14 protein-coding genes and 1 rRNA gene are annotated in these 22807 nt (G+C 68.8%); 5 read left to right on the forward strand and 10 right to left on the reverse strand.

The features are described 5' to 3' along the window. The 4 genes from ACWDNU_RS27930 to ACWDNU_RS27945 all read right to left on the reverse strand — a co-directional run. Window positions 1-178 (reverse strand): 16S ribosomal RNA (locus tag ACWDNU_RS27930); the annotation flags it as partial. A 678-nt stretch (window positions 179-856) separates the two neighbouring features. Next, window positions 857-2443 carry an amidase gene (locus tag ACWDNU_RS27935; protein WP_449671081.1) on the reverse strand — a complete coding sequence of 529 codons (1587 nt, stop codon included), beginning with the start codon at window positions 2441-2443 and terminating at the stop codon, window positions 857-859. Window positions 2444-2486: 43 nt separating this feature from the next. Beyond that, on the reverse strand, window positions 2487-3830 hold the full coding sequence (gene glnA / locus ACWDNU_RS27940) for a type I glutamate--ammonia ligase (RefSeq protein ID WP_370940157.1): 1344 nt from the start codon (window positions 3828-3830) through the stop codon (window positions 2487-2489). A 64-nt stretch (window positions 3831-3894) separates the two neighbouring features. Next, a complete protein-coding gene (locus ACWDNU_RS27945; protein ID WP_370940158.1) occupies window positions 3895-5175 on the reverse strand; it encodes an MFS transporter in 1281 nt (426 codons plus the stop codon). 92 nt (window positions 5176-5267) lie between these two features. Here ACWDNU_RS27945 and ACWDNU_RS27950 point away from each other — a divergent pair, with 92 nt between their 5' ends. Then, complete coding sequence (locus ACWDNU_RS27950; protein ID WP_449671082.1) at window positions 5268-5903, forward strand: LppX_LprAFG lipoprotein; 636 nt, start codon at window positions 5268-5270, stop codon at window positions 5901-5903. On the opposite strand, the gene ACWDNU_RS27955 is transcribed toward ACWDNU_RS27950, so the two are convergent. Both ACWDNU_RS27955 and ACWDNU_RS27960 read right to left on the reverse strand, forming a co-directional pair. Then, window positions 5900-7306, reverse strand: a complete 1407-nt coding sequence (locus tag ACWDNU_RS27955; RefSeq protein ID WP_449671083.1) for an alpha/beta hydrolase — start codon at window positions 7304-7306, stop codon at window positions 5900-5902. The two genes, ACWDNU_RS27950 and ACWDNU_RS27955, sit on opposite strands and share 4 nt — an antisense overlap. A gap of 2 nt (window positions 7307-7308) precedes the next feature. Beyond that, window positions 7309-8931 (reverse strand): alpha/beta hydrolase, encoded by a 1623-nt coding sequence (locus ACWDNU_RS27960; protein WP_449671084.1) that lies wholly within the window; start codon window positions 8929-8931, stop codon window positions 7309-7311. Window positions 8932-9031: 100 nt separating this feature from the next. Between ACWDNU_RS27960 and secA2 the strand changes: the two genes are divergently transcribed. From secA2 to ACWDNU_RS27975, 3 genes are all read left to right on the forward strand, one after another. Continuing rightward, entirely contained in the window at window positions 9032-11371 is a 2340-nt protein-coding gene (gene secA2, locus ACWDNU_RS27965) for an accessory Sec system translocase SecA2 (protein WP_449671085.1), read from the forward strand. 103 nt (window positions 11372-11474) lie between these two features. Then, complete coding sequence (locus tag ACWDNU_RS27970) at window positions 11475-13196, forward strand: NAD+ synthase (protein ID WP_354744692.1); 1722 nt, start codon at window positions 11475-11477, stop codon at window positions 13194-13196. 482 nt (window positions 13197-13678) lie between these two features. Beyond that, complete coding sequence (locus ACWDNU_RS27975) at window positions 13679-14212, forward strand: methylated-DNA--[protein]-cysteine S-methyltransferase (RefSeq protein WP_449671086.1); 534 nt, start codon at window positions 13679-13681, stop codon at window positions 14210-14212. A gap of 738 nt (window positions 14213-14950) precedes the next feature. Here ACWDNU_RS27975 and ACWDNU_RS27980 read toward each other — a convergent pair. The 3 genes from ACWDNU_RS27980 to lysX form a co-directional block, all read right to left on the reverse strand. Further along, window positions 14951-15532, reverse strand: coding sequence for a DinB family protein (locus tag ACWDNU_RS27980; protein WP_370940165.1), 582 nt, complete (start codon window positions 15530-15532; stop codon window positions 14951-14953). Between the two features lie 7 nt (window positions 15533-15539). Continuing rightward, on the reverse strand, window positions 15540-16148 hold the full coding sequence (locus tag ACWDNU_RS27985) for a hypothetical protein (RefSeq protein WP_370940166.1): 609 nt from the start codon (window positions 16146-16148) through the stop codon (window positions 15540-15542). 1159 nt (window positions 16149-17307) lie between these two features. After that, the gene (gene lysX / locus ACWDNU_RS27990) at window positions 17308-20631 is read right to left on the reverse strand and encodes a bifunctional lysylphosphatidylglycerol synthetase/lysine--tRNA ligase LysX (protein WP_449671087.1); all 3324 of its coding nucleotides are present in this window, start codon (window positions 20629-20631) and stop codon (window positions 17308-17310) included. Between the two features lie 298 nt (window positions 20632-20929). Here lysX and panB point away from each other — a divergent pair, with 298 nt between their 5' ends. Beyond that, entirely contained in the window at window positions 20930-21820 is an 891-nt protein-coding gene (gene panB / locus ACWDNU_RS27995; RefSeq protein ID WP_370940168.1) for a 3-methyl-2-oxobutanoate hydroxymethyltransferase, read from the forward strand. 47 nt (window positions 21821-21867) lie between these two features. Here panB and ACWDNU_RS28000 read toward each other — a convergent pair whose 3' ends face one another. Beyond that, entirely contained in the window at window positions 21868-22806 is a 939-nt protein-coding gene (locus ACWDNU_RS28000) for a cytochrome c oxidase assembly protein (protein ID WP_449671088.1), read from the reverse strand. Window position 22807 lies beyond the last annotated feature (1 nt).

A 22807-nucleotide genomic window follows, 5' to 3' on the forward strand; every position in this document is an offset into this window, starting at 1 on the left:
GTCATATCCGGTATTAGACCCAGTTTCCCAGGCTTATCCCAGAGTACAGGGCAGATTACCCACGTGTTACTCACCCGTTCGCCACTCATCCCCGGCCGAAACCGGTTCAGCGTTCGACTTGCATGTGTTAAGCACGCCGCCAGCGTTCGTCCTGAGCCAGGATCAAACTCTCCAACAATGCTGTAAAGTTCGATCGAGACTACTTCTCAATCATTCTCAAAGGAAACCCCGACGAGGGGGTTTCATATTAAGCTCTACTGGCTTAGTTCACTAGCACACTGTTGAGTTCTCAAGCAACACACCCCGAACCAGCCCCGGAATCAACCAGGCCCAACTCGATGCGTTATTTCAAGCTTTTGGTCGAGCATGCCGGTACCTACAAGCTAGTCGTAGGGAGTCGGCGGCCGCTCGTGGGCCGACGCTGAACATTACCTGGTCCGTTTCGCGGTGTCAACCCGCTCGGCCCTGGCTCCTGGTCGGTGAGGCTTTCGGCCCCGCCGGCCCGGTGTTCCTGGCGACGAAGAGAAGATTACATGCCTTCCAACCACCCGAAAACAGGGGGGTCACTTAACGGCATCGACGCTGGTCAGCGCCTTGACAGCGGGCCGATTCGACCGGTTCGCGGGCGCTCGGGAGCGTCCGGAAGGGCTCCGGAGCGCCCTCGAGTGACCCAGGTCTCCGCCCGGACGCCCTCGAACCAGCCCAAGTCCACCCCTTCGCGCCCGCCCGCGCAACCCGATTACGCAGGTCAGCCGACTGCCCGGCCCGCTCGATCCCCAGCGAAACCTGCCAAAAACGAAAGCCGCCGGCCAGTGCAGTGCACTGACCGGCGGCCACAAACCGTCACCCCGAAGGCTTACCCAGGCAACCGGGGCAGGTACCGAGGCGGAACCCGAACCGGCGCGACCCGCGTGTAGTCCGCGGCCAGGGCGAGCATCTTCCCGTCCGTCCACTGTCCGCCCATGAACGAAATCCCCACCGGCAGCGGTCCGACCGAACCGGCCGGGACCGTGACAGCCGGGTACCCCGCCACCGCGGCCGGGGTCGACGACGGGATCACGTCGTTGTCGCCGACCTTGCAGTCCGTCTTCCAGGCCGGCGGGTTCGTCGGCGACGCGATGGCGTCCAGGTCGTACTTCGCGAGGGTCTCGTCGAGGGACCGGCGCGCCAGGTCGGTCAGCTCGGCCCGGTTCTTCAGGTAGGCCGGATCCTGCGGGCCGGGCGCGGCGAGCGCCTGCTCGAACAGTTCCTGACCAGCGAAGCAGGTGCGTTCCAGCGGGTCAGCGCGGTTGTACGCGATGAGGTCGGCCAGGTTCCGCGGGCCGGTGGGACGGGTGGCGAGGTAGGCATCGATGTCTCGGTGGAACTCGGTCAGCAGCGCCGGGAACTCCAGTTCCGAGAGCCGGTCCTGGTACGGCAGGTTGACCTCGACGACCGTCGCGCCGGCGCGTTCCAGCGAAGCCTTCGTCTTGCTGACCACGGCGTCCGTGTCCGGGCCGAGCACCGGCAGTCGCCACAGGCCGATCCGGGTGCCGTGCAGGACGCCGGGGCGGAGGAGTTTCGCGTAGTCGGTCGGCTGGGTCGACGGGTAGCGCAGAGTGGCCGGGTCGGACGGGTCGCGGCCCTGCAGCACCGAGAGCGTCAGCGCGGTGTCGACGACGTTGCGCGCGATGGGTCCCGCCGTGTCCTGCTCCGCGGAGATCGGCACGACGCCGGTGCGGCTGACGAGCCCGAGGCTCGGCTTGTGCCCGACGGTCGCGGTCATCCCGGCCGGGCACACGATCGACCCGTCGGTCTCGCTGCCGATCGCGACCTGCGCGAGCGACGCGGCGACGCCGGCCGCGGACCCGGCGGAGGAACCGCACGGGTTGTGGTCCAGGACGTACGGGTTGTTGGTCTGGCCGCCGACGCCGGACCAGCCGGAAGTCGGCTTCGCGGCGCGGAAGTTGGCCCATTCCGACAGGTTCGCCTTGCCGAGGATCACCGCGCCCGCGTCGCGCAGCCGGGTGATCAGCGTGGCGTCCTTGGCCGGACGGCTCCGCAGCGCGCGCGAACCGGCGGTGGTCTGCTGGTCGTGGGTGTCGACGTTGTCCTTGACCAGCACCGGGATCCCGTCGAGCGGACCGCGGGTGCGGCCGGTCCGGTGCCGGACGTCGCTGGCCGCGGCTTGCGCGAGCGCGGCCGGGTTGAGCGCGAGGACGGCGTTGACCTTCGGGTCCAGCACCCGGATCCGGGCGAGGTACGCGCTGGTCAGCCGGGTCGGAGTGAGCTGGCCGGCCGCCATCCGGTGCTGCAGGAACGGGATGTCGGCGCGGTCGAGGTCGAAGTGCAGGCCCGCCGCGTCGACCGCGGGTTCATCCTGCATCGCGACCGCCGGCGGCGCGGTGGCCAAGCCCGCCGCCGCGACCAGTGCGGCGAGTACGGCGGGCAGTCTTTTTCCCATGTTCCGATGCCTCCCCAACGTCGGAGCACGGCCCGGGGGCCCGTCAGAGCATCGGCAACAGGGTCCGGAGCTCGTACGGAGTGACCGCGCTCCGGTAGTTGTCCCACTCGACCCGCTTGTTGCGCAAGAAGAAGTCGTAAACGTGCTCGCCGAGCGCTTCCGGCAGCAACTCCGACTTCTCCATCTCGGCGAGCGCCTCGCCGAGGTTCTGCGGCAACTGCGAGTAACCGGCGGCGCGGCGTTCGGAGTCCGACAGCTGCCAGATGTTGTCCTCGGCGGGCGGCGGCAGCTCGTAGCCCTTTTCGATGCCCTTCAGCCCCGCGGCCAGTATCACCGAGTAGGCCAGGTACGGGTTGCACGCCGAATCGAGCGTCCGGATCTCCACGCGCCGCGACGACGCCTTGCCCGGCGAGTACATCGGCACGCGCACGAGCGCCGAGCGGTTCGCCCTCCCCCACGACACCGTCGTCGGGGCCTCGCTGCCGCTGATCAGCCGTTTGTAGGAATTGACCCACTGATTGGTGACCGCGGAGATTTCCTTGGCGTGGTGCAGGACCCCGGCGACGAACGCCTTGCCGGTCTCGGAGAGCTCGTGCGGGTCCTCGGCGTCGTAGAACGCGTTGCGATCGCCTTCGAACAGGCTGACGTGGGTGTGCATGCCGGAGCCGGGCTGGTCGGTGAACGGCTTCGGCATGAAGGTCGCGCGCACGCCCTGGGTCAGCGCGACCTCCTTGACGACGTAACGGAACGTCATCACGTTGTCGGCCATGGTCAGGGCGTCGGCGTAGCGAAGGTCAATTTCCTGCTGCCCCGGCGCGCCCTCGTGGTGGCTGAACTCGACCGAGATGCCCATCGCCTCGAGGGTTTCGATCGCGTGCCGGCGGAAGTGCGTCGCGGTGGCGTGGCTGGCTTGGTCGAAGTAGCCGCCGTTGTCGGCGGGCTCGGGCTCGCTGCCGTCGTCGGGGAGGTTGGCGAGCAGGAAGAACTCGATCTCCGGGTGCACGTAGCAGGTGAACCCGGCTTCGCTGGCCTTCGACAGCTGGCGGCGCAGCACGTGCCGCGGGTCGGCCCAGGACGGCGAACCGTCGGGCATCGCGATGTCGCAGAACATCCGCGCGGAGTACGGGCCGCCGTCGGGGGTCTCCCACGGCAGCACCTGGAACGTCGACGGGTCGGGCTTGGCGACCATGTCCGACTCGTAGACGCGCGCGAAGCCTTCGATGGCCGAGCCGTCGAACCCGATGCCCTCGCTGAACGCGCCCTCCAGTTCGGCGGGCGCGACCGCGACGGACTTCAGAAATCCCAGCACGTCGGTGAACCACAGGCGAACGAAACGGATGTCGCGCTCTTCCAAAGTGCGGAGCACGAATTCCTGCTGGCGATCCATGGCCGAACCCTAACCAGCACGTGTTAACGCCATGTTTCACGGGTCACCCACATCGGAGACGGGTTCACGCGAGTTGTGCGAGCTGGGGTTTCCTGGACCGGCTGATCGACAGGGACGCGACCGAGGCGACGACCGCGAGCCCGGCGGCGACGTACCAGGCGACCGCGTAGTCGCCGAGCTGGTCGCGCACCGCGCCCGCGGCGGACGCGGCGAACGCCGCGCCCAGCTGGTGGCAGGCGAAGACCCAGCCGAACACGATCGGACCGGCTTCCCCGAAGGAGCGGATGCAGAGCGCGACCGTCGGCGGGACGGTCGCCACCCAGTCGAGGCCGTAGAAGAGGATGAACGCCCACATGCTCGGCTGGACCGAGTCCGTGAACAGCTGCGGCAACAGGGCGAGCGAAACTCCCCGCAACGCGTAGTAGACGCCGAGCAGGATCCGTGGGTCGACCCGGTCGGTGAGCCATCCCGACGCGATCGTTCCCACCACGTCGAAGACACCGACCAGGGCGAGCAGGCTCGCCGCGGTCGTCTGCGGCATGCCGTGGTCGTGCGCGGCCGGGACGAAGTGCGTGCTGACCAACCCGTTCGTGGTCGCCCCGCAGATGGCGAAGCCGATAGCGAGCAGCCAGAACGTACGGGTGCGCGCGGCCTGGAACAGCACCGTCAGCCCTCGGCGGACAGTGCCGACCTTCGGCGCGGGGCGCTCCACTTCGGTGCCTTCGGGCGCTCCGTACGCGACAGCGCCGACGTCGGCAGGGTGATCGCGTACAGCCAGCAGCACGACCGGGACCACCGCGAGAGCCGCGATGGCGATGACCATGGACGCCGTGCGCCAGCCGTCGTCCACCGCGAGCGACGCGATCAACGGCAGGAAGATCAGCTGTCCGGTCGCTCCGGCGGCGGTCAGTACGCCGGTAACGACGCCGCGGTGGCGCACGAACCAGCGCGTCGCGACCATCGCGGCGAAGCTCATCGCCATCGAGCCGGTGCCGAGGCCGACGAGCACGCCCCAGCAGAGGATCAGCTGCCAGCTGGCGCTCATGAAGACCGTGCCGCCCGCGCCGAGAGCGACAACGCACAGTGCGGTAGCCGCGACGCGGCGAATGCCGAACCGCTCCATCAGCGCTGCGGCGAAGGGCGCGAAGAGGCCGTACAGGACGAGGTTGACTGAGACGGCGGAGCCGATCGTGGCGCGGGACCAACCGAACTCTTGGTGCAGCGGATCGATCAGGACACCCGGCGCGGCGCGGAAGCCGGCGGCGGCGAGGAGGGCGACGAACGCGGCCGCCGCGACGAACCAGGCGCGGTGCAGGCGGCGGGCAGGACGAGTCTCAACGGTCACGAGCAGTAAGTCTGGTGCGCCCGGAACTCTGTCGACAGTGGCCGGAAGGACACCATCCGAAAGGATCGGGCCAACCAAGTAGGCTCTCGGCCATGCTCAGCCGACGTGTCCTGCCGGCGCTGCTGCTCCTCGGGCTGGTCGGCGGTTGCACCGCGGCACCCCCCTTGCCCGCGGCGGACGGATTGCTCGCCGCCGCCAAGGAGAACTTCTCCAAGGTCGCCAGCCTGCACTTCTCGGTCGGCGTCAACGGCGTGCTGCCCGGCCTGCCGATGACCAAGCTCGTCGGAAACGCGACCCTCAAGAGCGGCGGCCAGGCGAGCGGCAGCGCGGAATTCACCGATCGGTCGTTCTCGTTCACCGTCTCCGGGCACACCGCGACCACCAAGGACACGAAGGGTCGCGAAACGAACGGCCCCACGCCCTTCACTGTCGGCCGGTTCCTCGGCCCGCACGGAGGCCTGATCCGTCTCCTCGGCTCGCTCCAGCAGCCGAAAACCGAAATCCGCGAGACGATCCAGCACGTCGACGGCTACCGCGTCGGCGGAACCGTGCCCCAGGCTGTCGCGGCGACGCTGATTCCGCAGATCCACGCGGACGTCAACGTGAAGATCTGGGTGACGGCGGCCGAGCCGCGCCGCTTCGCGCGGATGTGGCTGCAGGTGCCGCCAGCGACGGTCCGGGATAGCCCGGTGATGTACGAAGTCCTGCTGACGGATCAGCAGCCCTAGCAGTTGCCGTCTCGGGCGATGGCCGTGCTGAGGTACGTCGTTGCCGCCTTGTCGACGCAGGCGTTGCCTTTCAGGAACGCTGCGTGCTGTACGTCGTCGACAGTCAGCAGTGCGGCGTTGAGGTCTTTCGCGAGCGCTATGCCCTGGCGGTAGGGCGTAGCCGGGTCATGCGTGGTCGAGATGACGAGCGTCTTCGGCAGGCCGGGCGCGGACGGACTGTGCGGCCGTGAGGTCGGCGGTACGGGCCAGGTCGCGCAGGTGTCGAGTTCGTGCGCGTCGGGCGAGCTGCCGGTGAGGAACGGTGCGCCGGTAAGCATTTGGCTGTGCGCGGCGTCGATGACCGTGCGGTCGGTGACGCGGGCGTAGTCGACGCAGCGGACGGCGTAGTAGGCGTCGAAGGCTCCGCTGTAGTGGCCGTTCTCGTCGCGTTGGTAGTAGTCGTCGGCCATCTGAAGCAGCTTCGCGCCGCTACGCCTGGTCGCTAGTTCTTCCAGTGCTTGCTGCAAATTCGGCCACTGCGCGCGGGAGTAGAGCGCGGCTTCCGTCGCGGTGACGGTGTCGGCGAAGGACAGCGTGCGGCCGGGCAGTGCGGAGACCGGAGGGCGGGCGATTCGCTGGAAGGCGGCGGTCGCGTCGCCGATCAGTGGGCACCCAGGCCGCTTCGCGCACCACTGCGCGAAGCGGGTGAAGGCGTCCTGAAACCCGGCGGTCTGCGCGATCAGCGTCTGCGGCAAGTTCTGTGCGGGGTCGATGGCGCCGTCGAGGACCATGGCGCGCACCTTGTCCGGATACGCCTCTGCATACGCCGAACCGATCTGCGTGCCGTACGAGTAGCCGAGGTACGTGAGCTTCGCGTCGCCGAGGGCGACACGAAGCGCGTCGAGGTCGCGTACGACCTCTCGCGTGCCTACGTGAGCGAGAAACTCCCCGCCGGTCTTTTCAAGACAGCCAGCGCTCCCGGCATCTGACGTACGAGCGGCGTCCTGCTCGGCATCCGACTGGCAACGGATCCGAGGCTCGCTCGCGTGAACACCGCGAGGATCGAAGCCGACCAGGTCGAATTGCCGGGCAAGAGTTCCGGCAGGCTGCGCCAATGTGGCCGCCGCGGTCATCCCCGAACTGCCCGGCCCACCGGGGTTGAGCACGAGAGAGCCGATCCGGTGTGCCGGATCGGTGGCCCGATGCCGCAGCAAACCGATCGATACCGTTCGGCTCTGCGGGTTCGCGTAGTCGAGCGGCACCGTCAGCCGGGCACAGTCGACCGACTCGTCCGCGTACAGGCCCTTCTCGAAAGCAGTCTGCGCGTACGGCGCACACGGTCCCCAATCGAGCGCTGCCCGCTGGCTCGCGCAAGCCGTAGCGGCGAGCATCATCGCCACCACAACCGTCGCGAGCCAGCGCAACCTCAGTTGGCCTTACAGCGAGTGCCGTCGGGCGGCGTCGTGCCGTCGATCAGGTACTCCGCGCCCGCCTTGTCGACGCACGCGTTGCCCTGAAGGAACACCGTGTGCTGCGTCCCTTCGAAGGTCAGCAGCGAACCCTTCAGCGCCTTCGCGAGATTCACGCCCGCCTGGTACGGCGTCGCGGGGTCGTTCGTCGTCGAGATCGTCAGGGTCTTCGGCAGGCCCTCGACGTTCGGCTCGTGCGGCTTCGACGTGTTCGGCACCGGCCAGAACGCACACGCGTCGCGGGCGGAGCTGGCCTGGCGGCCGTCGTCGAGGAACGGTGCCGCCTTTACGTATTTCTCCTGGCCTTCGAGGATCTGCTTCGGATCGGTGACACGAGGGTCGTCGACGCAGCGGATCGCGATGAAGGCGTCCTGCGTGGTGCCGTAGCTGCCGTCCGGATTGCGCTCGTTGTAGATGTCGGCGAGCTTCTCCAACGTCGTGCCGCGCTGCAGCTTCAGCTCGTTCAGCCCGGTGTTCAGGTACTCCCAGAGATTTTGCTGGTAGAGGGACTGTATGGCACCAGTGGTCGCGTCGTCGTACGACAGCTTGCGGCCGTCGCCCACCGGCACCGGGAAGTCGATCAGCCGGCGCGTGAGGTCTTGAAACTGCTTCGTCGCTTCAGCCGGGTTGTTGCCGAGCGCGCAGTCCTGACGCGCCGCGCACCACTTCGCGAACTCGTTGAACGCTCCGCCGAAACCTTGGCCCTGTGCGACGAGTGAGTCTTCCGGGCTCTGCGTCGGGTCGACAGCGCCGTCGAGAACGAGCGCGCGCACGTTCTTCGGGAAGGTCTCCGCGTACGTGGACCCGATGCGCGTGCCGTACGAGTAGCCGAGGTACGTGAGCTTCTCGTCGCCTAGGACGCTTCGCAGCACATCCATGTCCTTAACGACGTCGCGCGTGCCGACGTGCGCGAGCATGTCGTCGCCATACTTCGTCCGCTGTGTGCACTTCGCGGCGAAGTCCTTCTGCTCCGCCTCCTGCTTCGCGACGCCAGCGGGAGAACCGTCGGTCTCGCTGTCGTCGGCGCGGTCGGCGTCGCGCTCGGGTCCGGTCAGGCATTTGATCTGCGGTTCGCTGGCCCCGATCCCCCGCGGGTCGAAGCCGACGAGGTCGAACCGGTCGCCCAGATCGGACTTCGACACCTGGTCCGTCAGGCCCGCCGCGGCGACCATGCCCGAAGCGCCCGGTCCGCCCGGGTTCACCACGAGCGAACCGATTTTCTGGCCCGGATCGCTCGCGCGGTGGCGCAGCACGCCGATGGTGATCGTCTGCCCGTCCGGTTTGTCGTAGTTCAACGGGACCGTGAGCCGTCCGCACTCGATTCCCTGCGCTTTGAAGGCGGATCGCGCGTCGTCCGAGGTCGCGTAGGGTGCACACGCGGACCAGGACACGCTCTGCCCGTAGAACCGCTCCAGTCCGGCGGGCACCGGGCCCACCGGCGCGTGCGATTCGACCGTCGGAGCTAGCGCGGCCTGGTCGGACTTCGACGAGCACGCCGCGAGCGTGGTCGCGAGCAGGCCGGCAGCCGCTAACGCGACGAACGGATGGACTTTCGGGCTGGCGCTGGGATGACGTGGCACGGTTTGATCGTGCCATCCGGGCGCGGAACTCGAACGCACCGTCGGCGCGTTGGGCAGTGCGGGGTGCGACCGGAGACACATCGACACGAGGAGACCAGGGGTGGCACTGATCAGCCGGGTGGGCAAGCGGCTCCGCCGGATCATCCAGCGGCCGGGCAGCGTCGAGCTGACCCGTTACGAAGCGCTGCTGCCCGCCGTCGAGAAGCTCGAACCGGAGCTGGAGAAGCTCGAGGACGCCGAGCTCACCGAGCGCGCGGGCAAGCTGCGGGACGCCATCGGCGGGGCCGCCTCGTTCACCGACAGCCAGCTGATCGAGATCTGCGCGCTCGGCCGCGAGGCCGCCCGGCGCAAGCTCGGCGAGCGGGCCTTCGACGTCCAGTTGCTCGGCACCATGGGCCTGCTCACCGGGCACGTCGTGCAGATGGAGACCGGTGAGGGCAAGACGCTCGCCGGCGCGCTGGCCGGGGCCGGGTACGCGCTGCGCGGCCGCCGGGTGCACGTGGTCACGGTCAACGACTACCTCGCCCGCCGCGACGCGGAGTGGATGGGCCCGGTGTACGACCTGCTCGGCGTCACCGTCGGCTGGGTCGAGCCGGCGCACTCGAAGGAGGAGCGCAAGGAGGCCTACGGCAAGGAGGTCACCTACGGCGCGGTCGCCGAGATCGGCTTCGACGTGCTGCGCGACCGCCTGGTCACCAACGCCGACGACCTCGTGCAGAAGGCCCCCGAGGTGGCGATCGTCGACGAGGCCGACTCGGTGCTGGTCGACGAGGCACGCGTGCCGCTGGTCATGGCCGGTTCGATCGACCACAACGACGCCGACGAGGAGGTCGCCAAGATCGTCCGGCGGCTGCGGCTCGGCCTGCACTACGAGACCGACTCCGAGGGCCGCAACGCGTGGCTGACCAGCGCCGGCGCGTCGGTCGTGGAGAAGTCGCTCGGCGGCGTCGACCTGTACGACGAGTCCGGTTCGGACCGGCTCGCCGCGGTGAACGTCGCCCTGCACGCGCACGCGCTGCTCACCCGCGACGTCGACTACCTGGTCCGCGACGGCAAGGTGCAGCTGATCAACGCCGCCCGCGGCCGCGTCGCCGAACTGCAGCGCTGGCCGGACGGCCTCCAGGCCGCGGTCGAGGCGAAGGAGCAGGTCACCGCCACCGACCGGGGCGAGATTCTCGACTCGATCACCGTGCAGGCGCTGCTCGCGCGCTACCCCGAGGTCGCGGGCATGACCGGTACCGCCGTCGCGGTCGCCGAGCAGCTGCGCGAGTTCTACAAGCTCGAGGTCGCGGTGATCCCGCCGAACACCCCGAACGTCCGCGAGGACCTGCCGGACCGGGTTTTCGCCTCGCCGTCGCAGAAACTGCGCGCGATCGAGGAGGAGATCCGCACGGTGCACGAAACCGGGCGGCCGATCCTCGTCGGCACCCAGGACGTCGCGGAGTCCGAGGAGCTGGCGGAAAAACTGGCGAAGGTCGACTTGCCGTGCGTCGTGCTGAACGCGCGCAACGACGCCGAAGAGGCTGCGATCATCGCCGAGGCGGGCAAGAAGGGCGCGGTCACCGTGTCCACGCAGATGGCCGGCCGCGGTACCGACATCCGGCTCGGCGGCAGCGACGGCGCGACCCGCGAAGAGGTCGCCGAGCTGGGCGGCCTGCACGTGATCGGCACCGCGCGGTATCCGTCGAGCCGTCTCGACGGGCAGCTGCGCGGGCGGTCCGGACGACAGGGCGACCCGGGCAGCGCGATCTTCTTCGCGAGCCTCAACGACGACCTCGTGCTGTCGAACGCGCCAGATCTGCCGGACGGCATCGACGCGGACACCGAGACCGGCGAGATCACCGACCCGGCCGCGCACCGGCAGCTCAACCACGCCCAGCGCGTGGCCGAGGGCGTCGACCTGGAGATCCACCGCAACACCTGGCGTTACACGCGGCTGATCGAGCGGCAGCGCGCCGAGCTGCTGGAACACCGCGACAAGGTGCTGCACACCGGGCTCGCGGCCGAGGAGCTGGAGAAGGCGCAGCCGGAGAAGTTCGCCGAGCTGAAGGAAAAGCTGGACGACTCCGACCGGCTCGAGCAGGTGTGCCGCGAGGTCCGGCTGTTCCACCTCGACCAGCTGTGGTCGGACCACCTGGCGTACCTCACCGACGTGCGCGAGAGCATCCACCTGCGCGCGCTGGCCCGCGAGACGCCGCTGGACGAGTTCCACCGCGCGGCGATCCCGGAATTCCACAAGATCATCGCCGAATCCGCCTCGCGCGCGGCGAAGACGCTCGAGGAAGCCGAGATCACCGACAACGGCCTCGACCTCGAGGACGTCGGCGTGCGGCGGGCGAACACGACGTGGACGTACCTGGTGCACGACAACCCGTTCGACTCGGACTTCGAGCAGACGGTCAAGAAGGTGCGCAGCATGATGCGGATGAAGAAGTCCTGATTCCTTCTTTCGAAGGGCCCCTCGCCGCGGGTGAGGGGCCCTTCGCCGTTCTCTGGCTCACCTCTGCGTAGTTTCTGTCGGTGCGGTGGGACAGAATGGCGGCATGCCGCAACTGCGCATCGCACTGGCCCAGGTCAACACCACCGTCGGCGACATCGACGGGAACACCGCGCTCACCGTCGAGTGGACCCGCAAGGCCGCCGAGGCGGGCGCGCACGTCGTCGTGTTCCCGGAGATGTCCCAGACCGGTTATCCGGTCGAGGACCTCACGCTCCGGCGCACGTTCGCCGACGCGTCCCGGCGCTCGGTGACCGAACTGGCGCGCCGGCTCGACGAGGCAGGCTGCGGCGACGTGCTCGCGTACGTCGGCTATCTCGACCACGACGAAATCGGCCCGCGCGACGCGGCGGCGGCGCTCTACCGCGGCGAGGTCGTCGCCCGGCAGTTCAAGCACCACCTGCCGAACTACGGGGTGTTCGACGAGCACCGGTACTTCAAACCGGGCACCGAACTCGAGGTGCTGCGGCTGCACGGCGTCGACATCGGCATGGTGATCTGCGAGGACATCTGGCAGGACGGCGGGCCGATCTCCGCGCTGGGCAAGGCCGGAGTCGACCTGGTGGTCGCGCCGAACGCGTCGCCGTACGAGCGCTCGAAGGACGAACAGCGGCTGCCGCTGATCGCCCGGCGCGCGGCCGAGGCGGGCGCGCCGCTGGTGTACACGAACCAGGTCGGCGGACAGGACGACCTGGTTTTCGACGGCGACTCGCTGGTGGTCGGCGCGGACGGGACTCTGCTCGCGCGGGCGCCGCAGTTCGTGGAGCACCTGCTGGTGCTGGACTTGGATCTGCCTGTTGCTAGTGCTGCTGCCACTGGCTCTTTCGACGGGCTGGAAGTGCACCGGCGGGTGTTGAATGACTCGCCGCTGGTTGAGTACTCGCCGCTGGTCGCCCCGACGATCAGCGAACCGCTGTCGGACGAGGCCGAGGTGTGGTCGGCGCTGGTCGTCGGGCTGCGCGATTACGTGCACAAGAACGGCTTCTCGTCGGTTACGTTCGGCTTCTCCGGCGGAATCGACTCGGCGGTCTGCGCGGCGCTGGCTGCGGACGCACTCGGCGGGGACAACGTGTACGGCGTTTCGATGCCGTCGAAGTACTCGTCGTCGCACTCGCGGGATGACGCTTCCGACTTGGCGGAGCGGATCGGTGCGCACTACCGGGTCGAGCCGATCGGCGACATGGTTGACGTGTATGTCAATCAGCTGCAGCTGACCGGGCTCGCGGAGGAGAACATCCAGGCGCGGGTGCGCGGGATGCTGCTGATGGCTTTGTCTAATTTGGACGGACACCTGGTGCTGGCGACCGGCAACAAGACCGAACTGGCCGTCGGCTATTCGACTATTTACGGTGACGCGGTCGGAGCTTTCGCGCCGATCAAGGACTTGTTCAAGACGCACGTGTGGCAGCTGGCGCGGTGGCGGAACGAGGAAGCGGCCAAGCGCGGGGAAACGCCGCCGATCCCGGAAAACTCGATCACGAAGCCGCCGTCGGCGGAGCTGCGGCCGGACCAGAAGGACTCGGATTCGCTGCCGGATTACGAGTTGCTGGACGACGTCCTGGACGATTACGTCGAGAACGACCGCGGGTATGCGGATCTGATCGAGGCGGGCTTTGATCCGGAGACCATCGACCGGGTCGTGCGGCTGGTCGACCGAGCCGAGTACAAGCGGCGGCAGTACCCGCCGGGCACGAAGATCACGTTCAAGGCCTTCGGCCGGGACCGGCGGCTTCCGATGACGAACGGGTGGCGGGAACGGAAGTCCTGACCGGGATTTCCGACCCCCGGGCATCGGAGCCGGGCGACGGAACGGTGTGCTGACCGAGATTTGCGACGCCGCCGGGCATCGGAGCCGGGGGACGGAGCGAAGTGCTGACCGGGACTTCCGGTGCCGCCGGGCGACGGAGCCAGGCGACGGAACGGCGTGCTGACCGGGATTTCCGGCTTCGCTTCGGAGGCGGGTGCCCGGCGTGACTGGCTGGCAGCCGGACGCTGGAACCTGGTGTGCCGTCGGCCGAGTCCTGAGGCCCGGCTATCCGGGCCTCTTGCTGCAACCCGGTTCCAGCGTCCGGCCGAGGTCTCCAGGCTCGATACGCTGGCTTCGGCTCGACCGGCGGAAGCTTCGGGTGCCGTTCGCCATTGCCATTGCCAGACGCGCTCGGCTGGGTTGCTCAGGGCGATGGTCGCGAGTGCAGGGTCGTGTCGTTTTCTCGCCAGTTTCTGTCGGTGCCGGGTCGTACGCTGGGCGGCATGACGGTTGGGTACACGGTGTTCGACACCCCGATCGGGGCGTGCGGCCTCGCCTGGCGGGACGGTGCGGTGATCGGAACCGCACTGCCGGGAAGCACGGCTGAGCGGACGCGCGCGCATCTCGCGACGCGCTTCCCGGATGCGGCGGAATCGCCGGTGCCAGACGAACTTCGCGCGGTGGTGGAGGATGTCGTCGCACTGCTGTCGGGAGAGGCTCGCGATCTGCGTGCGGCACCGTTGGATTACCGGGACGTGCCGGACTTCAACCGGCGCGCGTACGACGTCGCGCGGGCTATTCCGCCGGGGAAAGTCCTGACGTACGGGGATATCGCGCATCAGCTGGGCGCGCCAGGCTCCGCACAGGCCGTCGGGCAGGCGATGGGGAACAACCCTTTTCCGATCATCGTGCCGTGCCACCGGGTTTTGGGAGCAGGCAAGAACACCGGCGGCTTCTCAGCACCGGGCGGGGTCGAGACGAAGCGGCGGATGTTGGTGATCGAAGGGGCTTTTCCGGAGGAACCGACGCTGTTCTGACGGGGTCGGCGCGAGAACTGGCCTGCCTTGAGGATCGGTAGAAGGCTTGCCCGGCCGCCGTGCGAAAGCCGCTTGGTCGGGCTGGAGCTTTGGCGCACTCGGCCGGAATCCAGCCGCACCCCCAGTGCGGCAGGTTCCCCACCGAGTGCACCCGCTTGCCGAAGCTCGCAGCCAGTCGAAGCCGCCCGGTCGACGACTCTGGCCCCGCGCCAACGAGCCAACGAGCCGACGTCCGCGACTAGTCCGGCACGATCCGGCACGGTCCGACCCGCCTGACTCAGTCATCTCAGCCAGCCGAAAGCCCACTCCCCCTGGCTCAGTCATCTCAGCCAACCGAAAGCCGCTCCCCCCTGGCTCAGTCATTTCGGCCAGCCGAAAGCCGCTCCCCCTGGCTCGTCCGTCGCCAGCCAGCCACCGACCCGTCCAGGACAGCCCCGTCGCCAGCCAGGCCAGTGAGCTGACCAGCGCAGCCGAGCGAGGCAATCCCCTCGGAGGTGACCACCGCAGCCGAGCGAAGCAGTCCGCTCGAATGAATCACTCGTCCCCGTTGGCCGACCGACCCAACCGTTACGGTCAGCGGCATCCAGTCCCACAGCCGACTGACCGGGAACCAAGCCGCCTGGACTAACTCGGCCGCTGCGACTGACCGGCGATCCACCCTTGAGCCCGCCAACCCAACCCCGCTCGGATTGGCTCGGCCATCGCGGCTGGCTGGGCGAACGTTCAGCGAAACTCAGCTCATTCCGCCGGTTTCCACGGCTTCAGCCAGTCCGTCTCCGGCCAGCCCTCCGCCGCGGCTTGCAGGGGCATGGCGGTGGCGCCGTCCAGGGATTCGCGGACGATGTCGGCGTGACCGGCGTGGCGGGCGGTTTCCTCGATCAGGTGCAGGAGCACCCAGCGGACGGACCAGGCCGACACATCGTCCGGGAACCAGGGCACGTCCTTCGGGACCGGGACTTCCTGGTTCAGGTCCTCGATCCCGGCGATGACCTCTTCGGTGCGGGCGGCCACCTGGTCGTAGGCCGCGATGGCCGACTCCAGCGTCTCGTCCGGGCCGAGGCGGTAGTTTTCCTGGTAGGTCGCCATGCTTTCGGCGAAGGGCTTCGGCGGGATGCGCAGCACATGGTCGATCCAGCCGCTTTCGGTGGACGACACGTGTTTCAGCAGCCCGCCCACGCTCAGGGCGCTCGCGCTGGGCACGGCGCGCGCCTGGTCGTCGGTCAGGCCGTACGCGGCGGTCTTCACCGCTTGCCGCTGCTGAGCCAGGAAACCGAGCAAACCGCCGCGTTCGTCGGGGGTCGGGGAGACTTTGCCAGCCATGGTGGCCTCACTTCCGGTGTCTGTTGCTCCGCAGCATCGCACCCGCCACCGACAATTTTCGGCCGCGGACCGGGACCGGGGTCTGCATGACGTACGCGCCGCCGATCACGACCTGCGCCGCGTGCACCACCAGCTGAACCCGGGTGAACACGCCCTCCAGATGCCCGGCCAGCGTCGACGCCACCACCAGCCCCCACGCGACCAGCACGACCACCAGGCAACCCACCGCACAAGCTCGCCAACCGGACGGCCACCAGAAGATCAGGCTGAACGCGCCGACGGCGACGGCCGCGCTCAGCAGGTTCGGCGTCACCACCGTCTCCGGGACGCCCGCGCACACCATCAGCACGATCCCGAACACCGACACCGAAACTGATGTCAGCCGGCCGCTCCAGTGCGCCGGCGCGAGCCGCATCAGGGCGGGTCCGGTGAGGAAAAAGGCCACGCCGCCGATGCCCGCCGCGACTTGGAAGACCGGCTGCGCGTAGAACAAATCCCAGACCGGCTGTTCGGTCGGCGACACCCCGGTCTGCATGAAGAACTCCAGCAGCCACGCGGAATATCCCGCCAAACCCAGTCCGAGCAGGACTATCAAAGCCACCCGCGCAGCACGCACTTGCCCACCCTAAGCGAATCTCTGCGACGAAGTGCCGGATGGTGTCACACCCGTGACTTACCGGAGGTTCCGGACACCATCCGCTACCACGAACTCACGCACCGAATCCTTGGGGAGGTTACCGGATCATGGTTGACGGGCCGCCAATACCCGCCTCGAACGTGAAGGACGTTCAGGACTTGGCCGGGGATCGCGGAGACGAGGGCGGGAGCAGGGAGGGGACACCGCGGGGCGGCTCGGCGTGGTGGGAGGACAGGGGCGGAGAGGCCGGACGGCTGCCGGGCTTGAGGCGGCTGGCCGCGGAAGGCACCGGGACCGCGGCTGGTCACCGGGGAAGACAGGGGCGGCGAAGCCGGACGACTGCGGGGCTTGAGGCGGCTGGCCGCGGAAGGCACCGGGACGGCGGCTGGTCACCGGGGAGGACAGGGGCGGCGAAGCCGGACGACTGCGGGATTTGAGATGGCTGGCCGCGGAAGGCACCGGGACAGCGGCTGGTCACCGGGGAGGACAGGGGCGGCGAAGCCGGACGACTGCGGGGCTTGAGATGGCTGGCCGCGGAAGGCACCGGGACAGCGGCTGGTCACCGGGGAGGACAGGGGCGGCGAAGCCGGACGACTGCGGGGCTTGAGGCGGCTGGCCGCGGAAGGCACCGGGACGGCTGGTCACGGGGATGGACTGGGCGGCTGGCCGAGGGCGATGATCTCCACGTGGTGTGCCAGGCCACGGGTCGTGTGCGAATGGCAGTCGCGTGTCTCCAGCTGCCGACATCGGCGGGGCCGACGGCAGCGGCGAGGCGACTACGACCACGAATTCTTCGGGTGGCTGGCCGGGCACTACGTCTGCAGTCGCTGACACCGGTGGCCAAGGGCGGACCGCTGGGGCATGTCGGCGAGTGCCGGCATCTGCGAGCCAGCGGAAGCAGGAGTTCTGGCGACTGCGGATTTCGGCGAACAGTGGCGCGGTGTCTTCAACTGCCGACACGGCTCACGGCTGCAAAGCACTGCATCAGCCCCCGTCCAACTCCGTGCGAGAGCGAGTCGGAGTCAAGCAGACCAAGCCCGCCAGACGTCAGCTCCGCCTGGCGGGGAGATCCGGAGCAGTGGCCGTCTCCCCCGACGTGGTGCCGAGGCAGAAAGCCCCGGCACCACCGAATCCGGCCTCACCCCTGCGGACGGACGAACGGGAAAAGCACCGTCTGCCGAATGGACGTTCCGCTCAGCATCATCAGCAGCCGGTCCACCCCGAGCCCCAGACCGCCGGTCGGCGGCATTCCGTGTTCCAGAGCGAGCAGGAAGTCCTCGTCCAGCTCCATCGCCTCGACATCGCCGCTCGCCGCGCGCAACGACTGTGCCTCCAAGCGGCGACGCTGCTCTAGCGGGTCGGTCAGCTCCGTGTACGCAGTCCCGACTTCCGAGCCGAACGCGATTAGGTCCCAGCGTTCGGCCAGGAGCGGGTCCGTGCGGTGCTGGCGGGTCAGCGGGGAGACCTCGGTCGGGTAGTCCGTGTAGAAGGTCGGCAGGACCGTCGAGCCCTCCACCAGGTGCTCGTGCGCCTTCAGGACCAGGTCGCCCGCGCTGGCTTCCTCGGGCACCGGGACTCCGGCGGCGGCGCACAGCTTCCGCAAAGTGGCGATGGGCGTGTGGGAGTCGATTTCCTCGCCTAGAGCGTCCGACACGGCCTTATGCACGGGGATCACCGGCCAGTCGCCGGAGATGTCGTGTTCGACGACGCGGCCGTTGGCGTCGGGGCGTCGCACGATCTGTGCGCCGTACGCGGCTTCGGCGGCGTGCTGGATCAGGTCGCGCATCAGGTGGCGCATGGCGTTGTAGTCCGCGTACGCCTGGTACGCCTCCAGCATCGTGAATTCCGGGTTGTGGGTCGCGTCCACGCCCTCGTTCCGGAAGTTCCGGTTCAGCTCGAAGACCCGCTCGACGCCGGCCACGCACAGGCGCTTCAGGTAAAGCTCCGGAGCGATCCGCAGATACATCCGCATGTCGTACGCGTTGATGTGCGTGACGAACGGCCGTGCGTTGGCGCCGCCGTGGATGGTCTGCAGCATCGGGGTTTCGACTTCGAGGAAGTCGCCTTGGTGGAGGCGTTCGCGGACGGCACGGACGACCGTCGAGCGCAGGCGGAGCATGTTCGCGGAGTCAGGGTTGACCGCAAGGTCCAGGTAACGCTGGCGTACTCGCGTCTCCGGGTCGGTGAGGCCCTTTCGCTTGTCCGGCAACGGATGCAGGCACTTCGCGGTGACGGTCCACTCGTCCACGAGCACGGACAGCTCGCCCCGGCGGGACGTGATTACCTCGCCGCTCACGCCGACGTGGTCGCCCAGGTCTACGCCGGTTCGCCACCCGGTCAGGTCGAGGACCTTCGCGTCGAGCATCAGCTGCAGTTCGCCGGAGAAGTCCTTGATCCGCGCGAAACACAGGCCGCCGAGGGTGCGCAGGGCGAGCACTCGCCCGGCTACCCGGACGCGTTTTCCGGTGTGGGAATCGGGTTCCAGTCCGGAAAACGTGTGCACGATGTCGCCGAGGTGGTCTTCGCGGGAGAAGCCGACGGGGTACGGATCCACCCCGAGCTCCCGCAGTTTGTCCACTTTGGCCACTCGCACGCGCACCTGTTCCGGACGCCGCTTGGGCCGCGGCACGACCTGCGCCGCTTCCTCGTCGATGCGCCGGACCTGCGCGACGAAGTCCTCCCCCACGTTCTCCAGCCGCAGCGAACGCGCGCGTCCGGTGGGCACGAAGCCCTCCAGCGCGCCCGCGACGATGCCGACCCGCGGGAGCCGCCGCGCCGAGGAGTAGCAGAGGAACCGCGGTTCCCACTCCGGGCCGTACTTGGCGTTGGACCGGTACAGCGATTCCAGCTGGAAGAACCGCGACGCGAGGCCGAGCACCGCGCGCCACGCGCGCAGCACCGGCCCGGCGCCGATGCGCTCGCCTTCGGAGAACACCGCGCGGAACATCGCGAAGTTCAGCGAGATCCGCTGCGCGCCGACGTGCTGCGCGGCCGCGACGACCTCGGCGACCATGAACTCGTTGAGCCCGTTTTCGGCGTCCCGGTCACGGCGCATCAAGTCGAGCGAGAGGCCCCGTCGGCCCCACGGCACGAACGACAGCAGGCCGCGCAGTTCGCCGCGCGCGTCGTACGCCTCGACCATCACGCTGCGACCGTCGCTCGGGTCGCCGAGACGGCCGAGCGCCATCGAGAAGCCGCGCTCGGTCTCGTCGACGCGCCACTGCTGCGCGCGTGCCAGCAGCTGCACCATCTCGTCTTCGGGGATCTCGCTGTGCCGACGGACCTGCGCGGTGTACCCGGCGCGCTGAATCCGCTTCACCGCCTGTCGCACGGACTTTCGCTCAGGCCCGGTAAGCGAGAACTCTCGGACGTCGAGGACCGCTTCGTCGCCGATCTGCAGCGCGCGCAGCCCTGCCGCGGCGTACACCTTCGCGCCCTTCTCGCTCGCACCGAGTACGCCTGGCGTCCAGCCGTACGTACGCGCTTCGTGGAGCCACGCCTGCACCGCGTCCGGCCACGCGTCGGGGTCGCCGATCGGGTCCGCGCTCGCCACTGTGGTGCCGGCGAGCACGCGGTACGTCACCGCGGCGCGGCCGTTGGGCGCGAACATGACGCTCTTGTCGCGACGCGTGGCGAAGTAACCGAGAGAGTCGTCTTCGCCGAACTCGCCCAGCAGACGGCGCAGCTGCAGTTCTTCGTCGTCTGTCCGAATGCGACGGCTGCGTACGCCGCGGAAGAGCGTGTACAGCGCGGCAGTGGACACGAAGGTCGCGCCGAGGTCGAGGACGACGTCGATCCACGCCGGGCCTTCGCCGACGCCGATGCGGCGCAACTGCAAGTTCTCGCCGGTCGCGTGGTTGACCACCCAGGCGAACCGCTCCCACGCGTCGCCAAGGCTGCCCGGGAATACCTCGGTGAGTGCCCAGCCGCACACGATCACCGCGAGGAACCCGATGAACAGCACGGAAAGGCCGTTCCACCAGGCACCGGGGGCGAGCCGGGCGGGGAACGCGGGCCGCAGCGACAGCAGGAACACGATCAGCAGGATCGAGATGGCGTCGGCCACCGCGAGCGCGCCCACCTGCGTCGGGATGTGCCGCATCTGCCGGGCGGTGAGAGTCAGCAGGTCGGGAGCCCACAGCAGCAGCGCCTGCAGGACCAGCGTGGTGACCAGGCCCGCGACCTGGAACAGCACGAGCACGTACAGCGCGGCCTTCTTGCGCCTGCGCAGCGCCGCGCCGAGCACGACCAGCAGCAGCACGATCACCAGGCTCGAACTGGTCGGCACGCTCACCGCGCCGAACGCCATGTCGATGCCGTTCAGCAGGTGCCCGTGCCGTCCGCCGGCGAGCAGCAGCACGATCGAAAAGATCGCCGCGAGCTGGACGACAGTGGCCACGAGACCGCCGGCGCGCGCCTTCCAGCCAAGGCTGCGCGGGCGGGCGCTCACTGGGGTTCCCATTGGATCCTTTCCGTGCGGCTCCGCCGCTCCGTTGAGGGAGGTGGTGGGGCGGTAGCCGGGCTTTCTTGCGGCGCAGCCGCTCCGTCGAGGGAGGCGCCGGACTTTCTCACCACCGGGCGCATATCGGTCCGGTGCCTATCAAGACGTCACAGGAGGCAAAACGGTTGTCGCTACCCGGCCGTGTGAAGCTGGTCGCACGACCTTGGGGCCCTTCCGCGCGCGTGTCAGGCTGTGTCCGGTACTGACTCCACGACCCGGGGACCTCCGCGAGGCCTCGAGGGAAGGACGGTCGACGACGATGTCTGCCCAGTCTGCCCAACCCGATGGCGCCGCCGGCGAGGTGGCCGCCCCTTACGGAACCGGACCCGCGAGCGGCGCCGGTCCGGCGAAGCCGCGAAAAGTCCGGATCCACCATCTGCGCGAGCTGAAGGACCGCGGCGAACCGTGGCCGATGCTCACCGCGTACGACATGTATACCGCCGAGCTTTTCGACGAAGCAGGCATCCCCGTGCTGCTGGTCGGCGACTCCGCGGCGAACAACGTGTTCGGTTACGACACGTCGCTCCCGGTCACGGTCGACGAGCTGCTCCCGCTGGTCCGCTCGGTCACCAGGGCGGCCAAACGCGCGCTCGTGGTGGCCGATCTGCCGTTCGGCTCCTACCAGCTGTCGCCGGAGCAGGCGCTGGCCACGTCCGTTCGGTTCATGAAGGAAGGCCGCGCGCACGCCGTCAAGCTTGAGGGCGGGCACCGGTTCGCGCCGCACGTCGAGGCGCTCACCTCGGCCGGGATCCCGGTCATGGGCCACATCGGCTTCACCCCGCAGAGCGAGCACAACCTCGGCGGCTACCGGGTGCAGGGGCGCGGCGAAGCGGCGGAGAAGCTGCTCGCCGACGCGCTGGCCCTGCAGGAAGCCGGCGCGTTCGCGGTCGTGATGGAGATGGTGCCCGCCGAGGCGGCCAAGCGCGTCACGCACGAGCTGCAGATCCCGACGGTCGGCATCGGAGCCGGTCCGGACTGCGACGCCCAGGTGCTGGTCTGGCAGGACATGGCCGGGCTGCGCCGCGGCAAGGCGCCGCGGTTCGTGAAGCGGTACGCCGATGTCGCCGGGGTGCTGCAGAGCGCCGCGACGGCGTTCGCCGAGGACGTCCGGCGCGGCGAGTTCCCCGCACCTGAACACGCGTTCCACTGAGCTGCTGCCTCGTGAGTGCTGTTCGCGGTTAGAACCGTGATCAGCACTCACGAGCGGCGGAACCGTTCGGCGAGTTCCGGATCGTTTTCCCACCACAATCCCTTCGCCGGTGCTTCGCCTGCCGCTGCCTCCTCGTCCAGTTTCCGGTCGAGCCGTTTCGCCCGTTTTTCGTCGTCGCGGGCCCACCTGATGAAGAGCGCGCCGACGAACGGCAGCCCGGCGACGTCTCCGCCGATCCACAGCACGCCGGCACCGATGATCTGGTCCGTGCGCCGGTCCGGTCCCCAGTCGCGGTGCACCGCGTCGTAGTGCGCGGGCGCGAGCAGCGGGCCAAGCCACAGCACGAGGCCGAGCGCGCCGTCGAAGACCACTTCGGTGAACGAGATCCACACGGACACCAGGTGCGAGCCGTTGCGCGGCGTCGGGTCGAGCTGCACGCGGCTGTAGAAGTACAGGAAGCCAGCCAGCACGAGCGCCACGCGCACGAGGCCGCCGACGACCGCTGAGTCGAGCGAAAGCTCGTACAGCGGCGTGAGGTAGATGAGCAGGAACGGCGCGATCAGCACCACGGTGACGCACAGCGGGAACGTGATGAACTGCGCGAAGCTGCCACGGCCGTGCGTACGCAACCACGTGGCGACCCTGGGCGGCACGGTGCGCATCAGGAGCGTCACTGGCGCGCCTAACGCGAGCAGCAACGGAGTGACCATCAGCAGGACGGTGTTCTGCGTCGCGCGGACCCAGAACAGCGTCGTGTCGTACACGCCCAGGAACGAGCATGTGACGAGGATGAGCGTGGCCAGCCCGGAGAGGAACGCTGTGGTCCGGCCCGCTGACCACTCCTGACGGCGTGCCGCCACGACGTAGCCGACGCCGAGCGCGAGCGCGACGACCACGGCCGGGACGTCCAAGGTCCAGGCCGTGAACAACGTCGATCCGCTCAGCGGCGGCAGGTCAGGCACGATTTCGATGCGTTCAGTGTGCACC

The organism is Amycolatopsis sp. NPDC003676 (genome assembly GCF_053587275.1).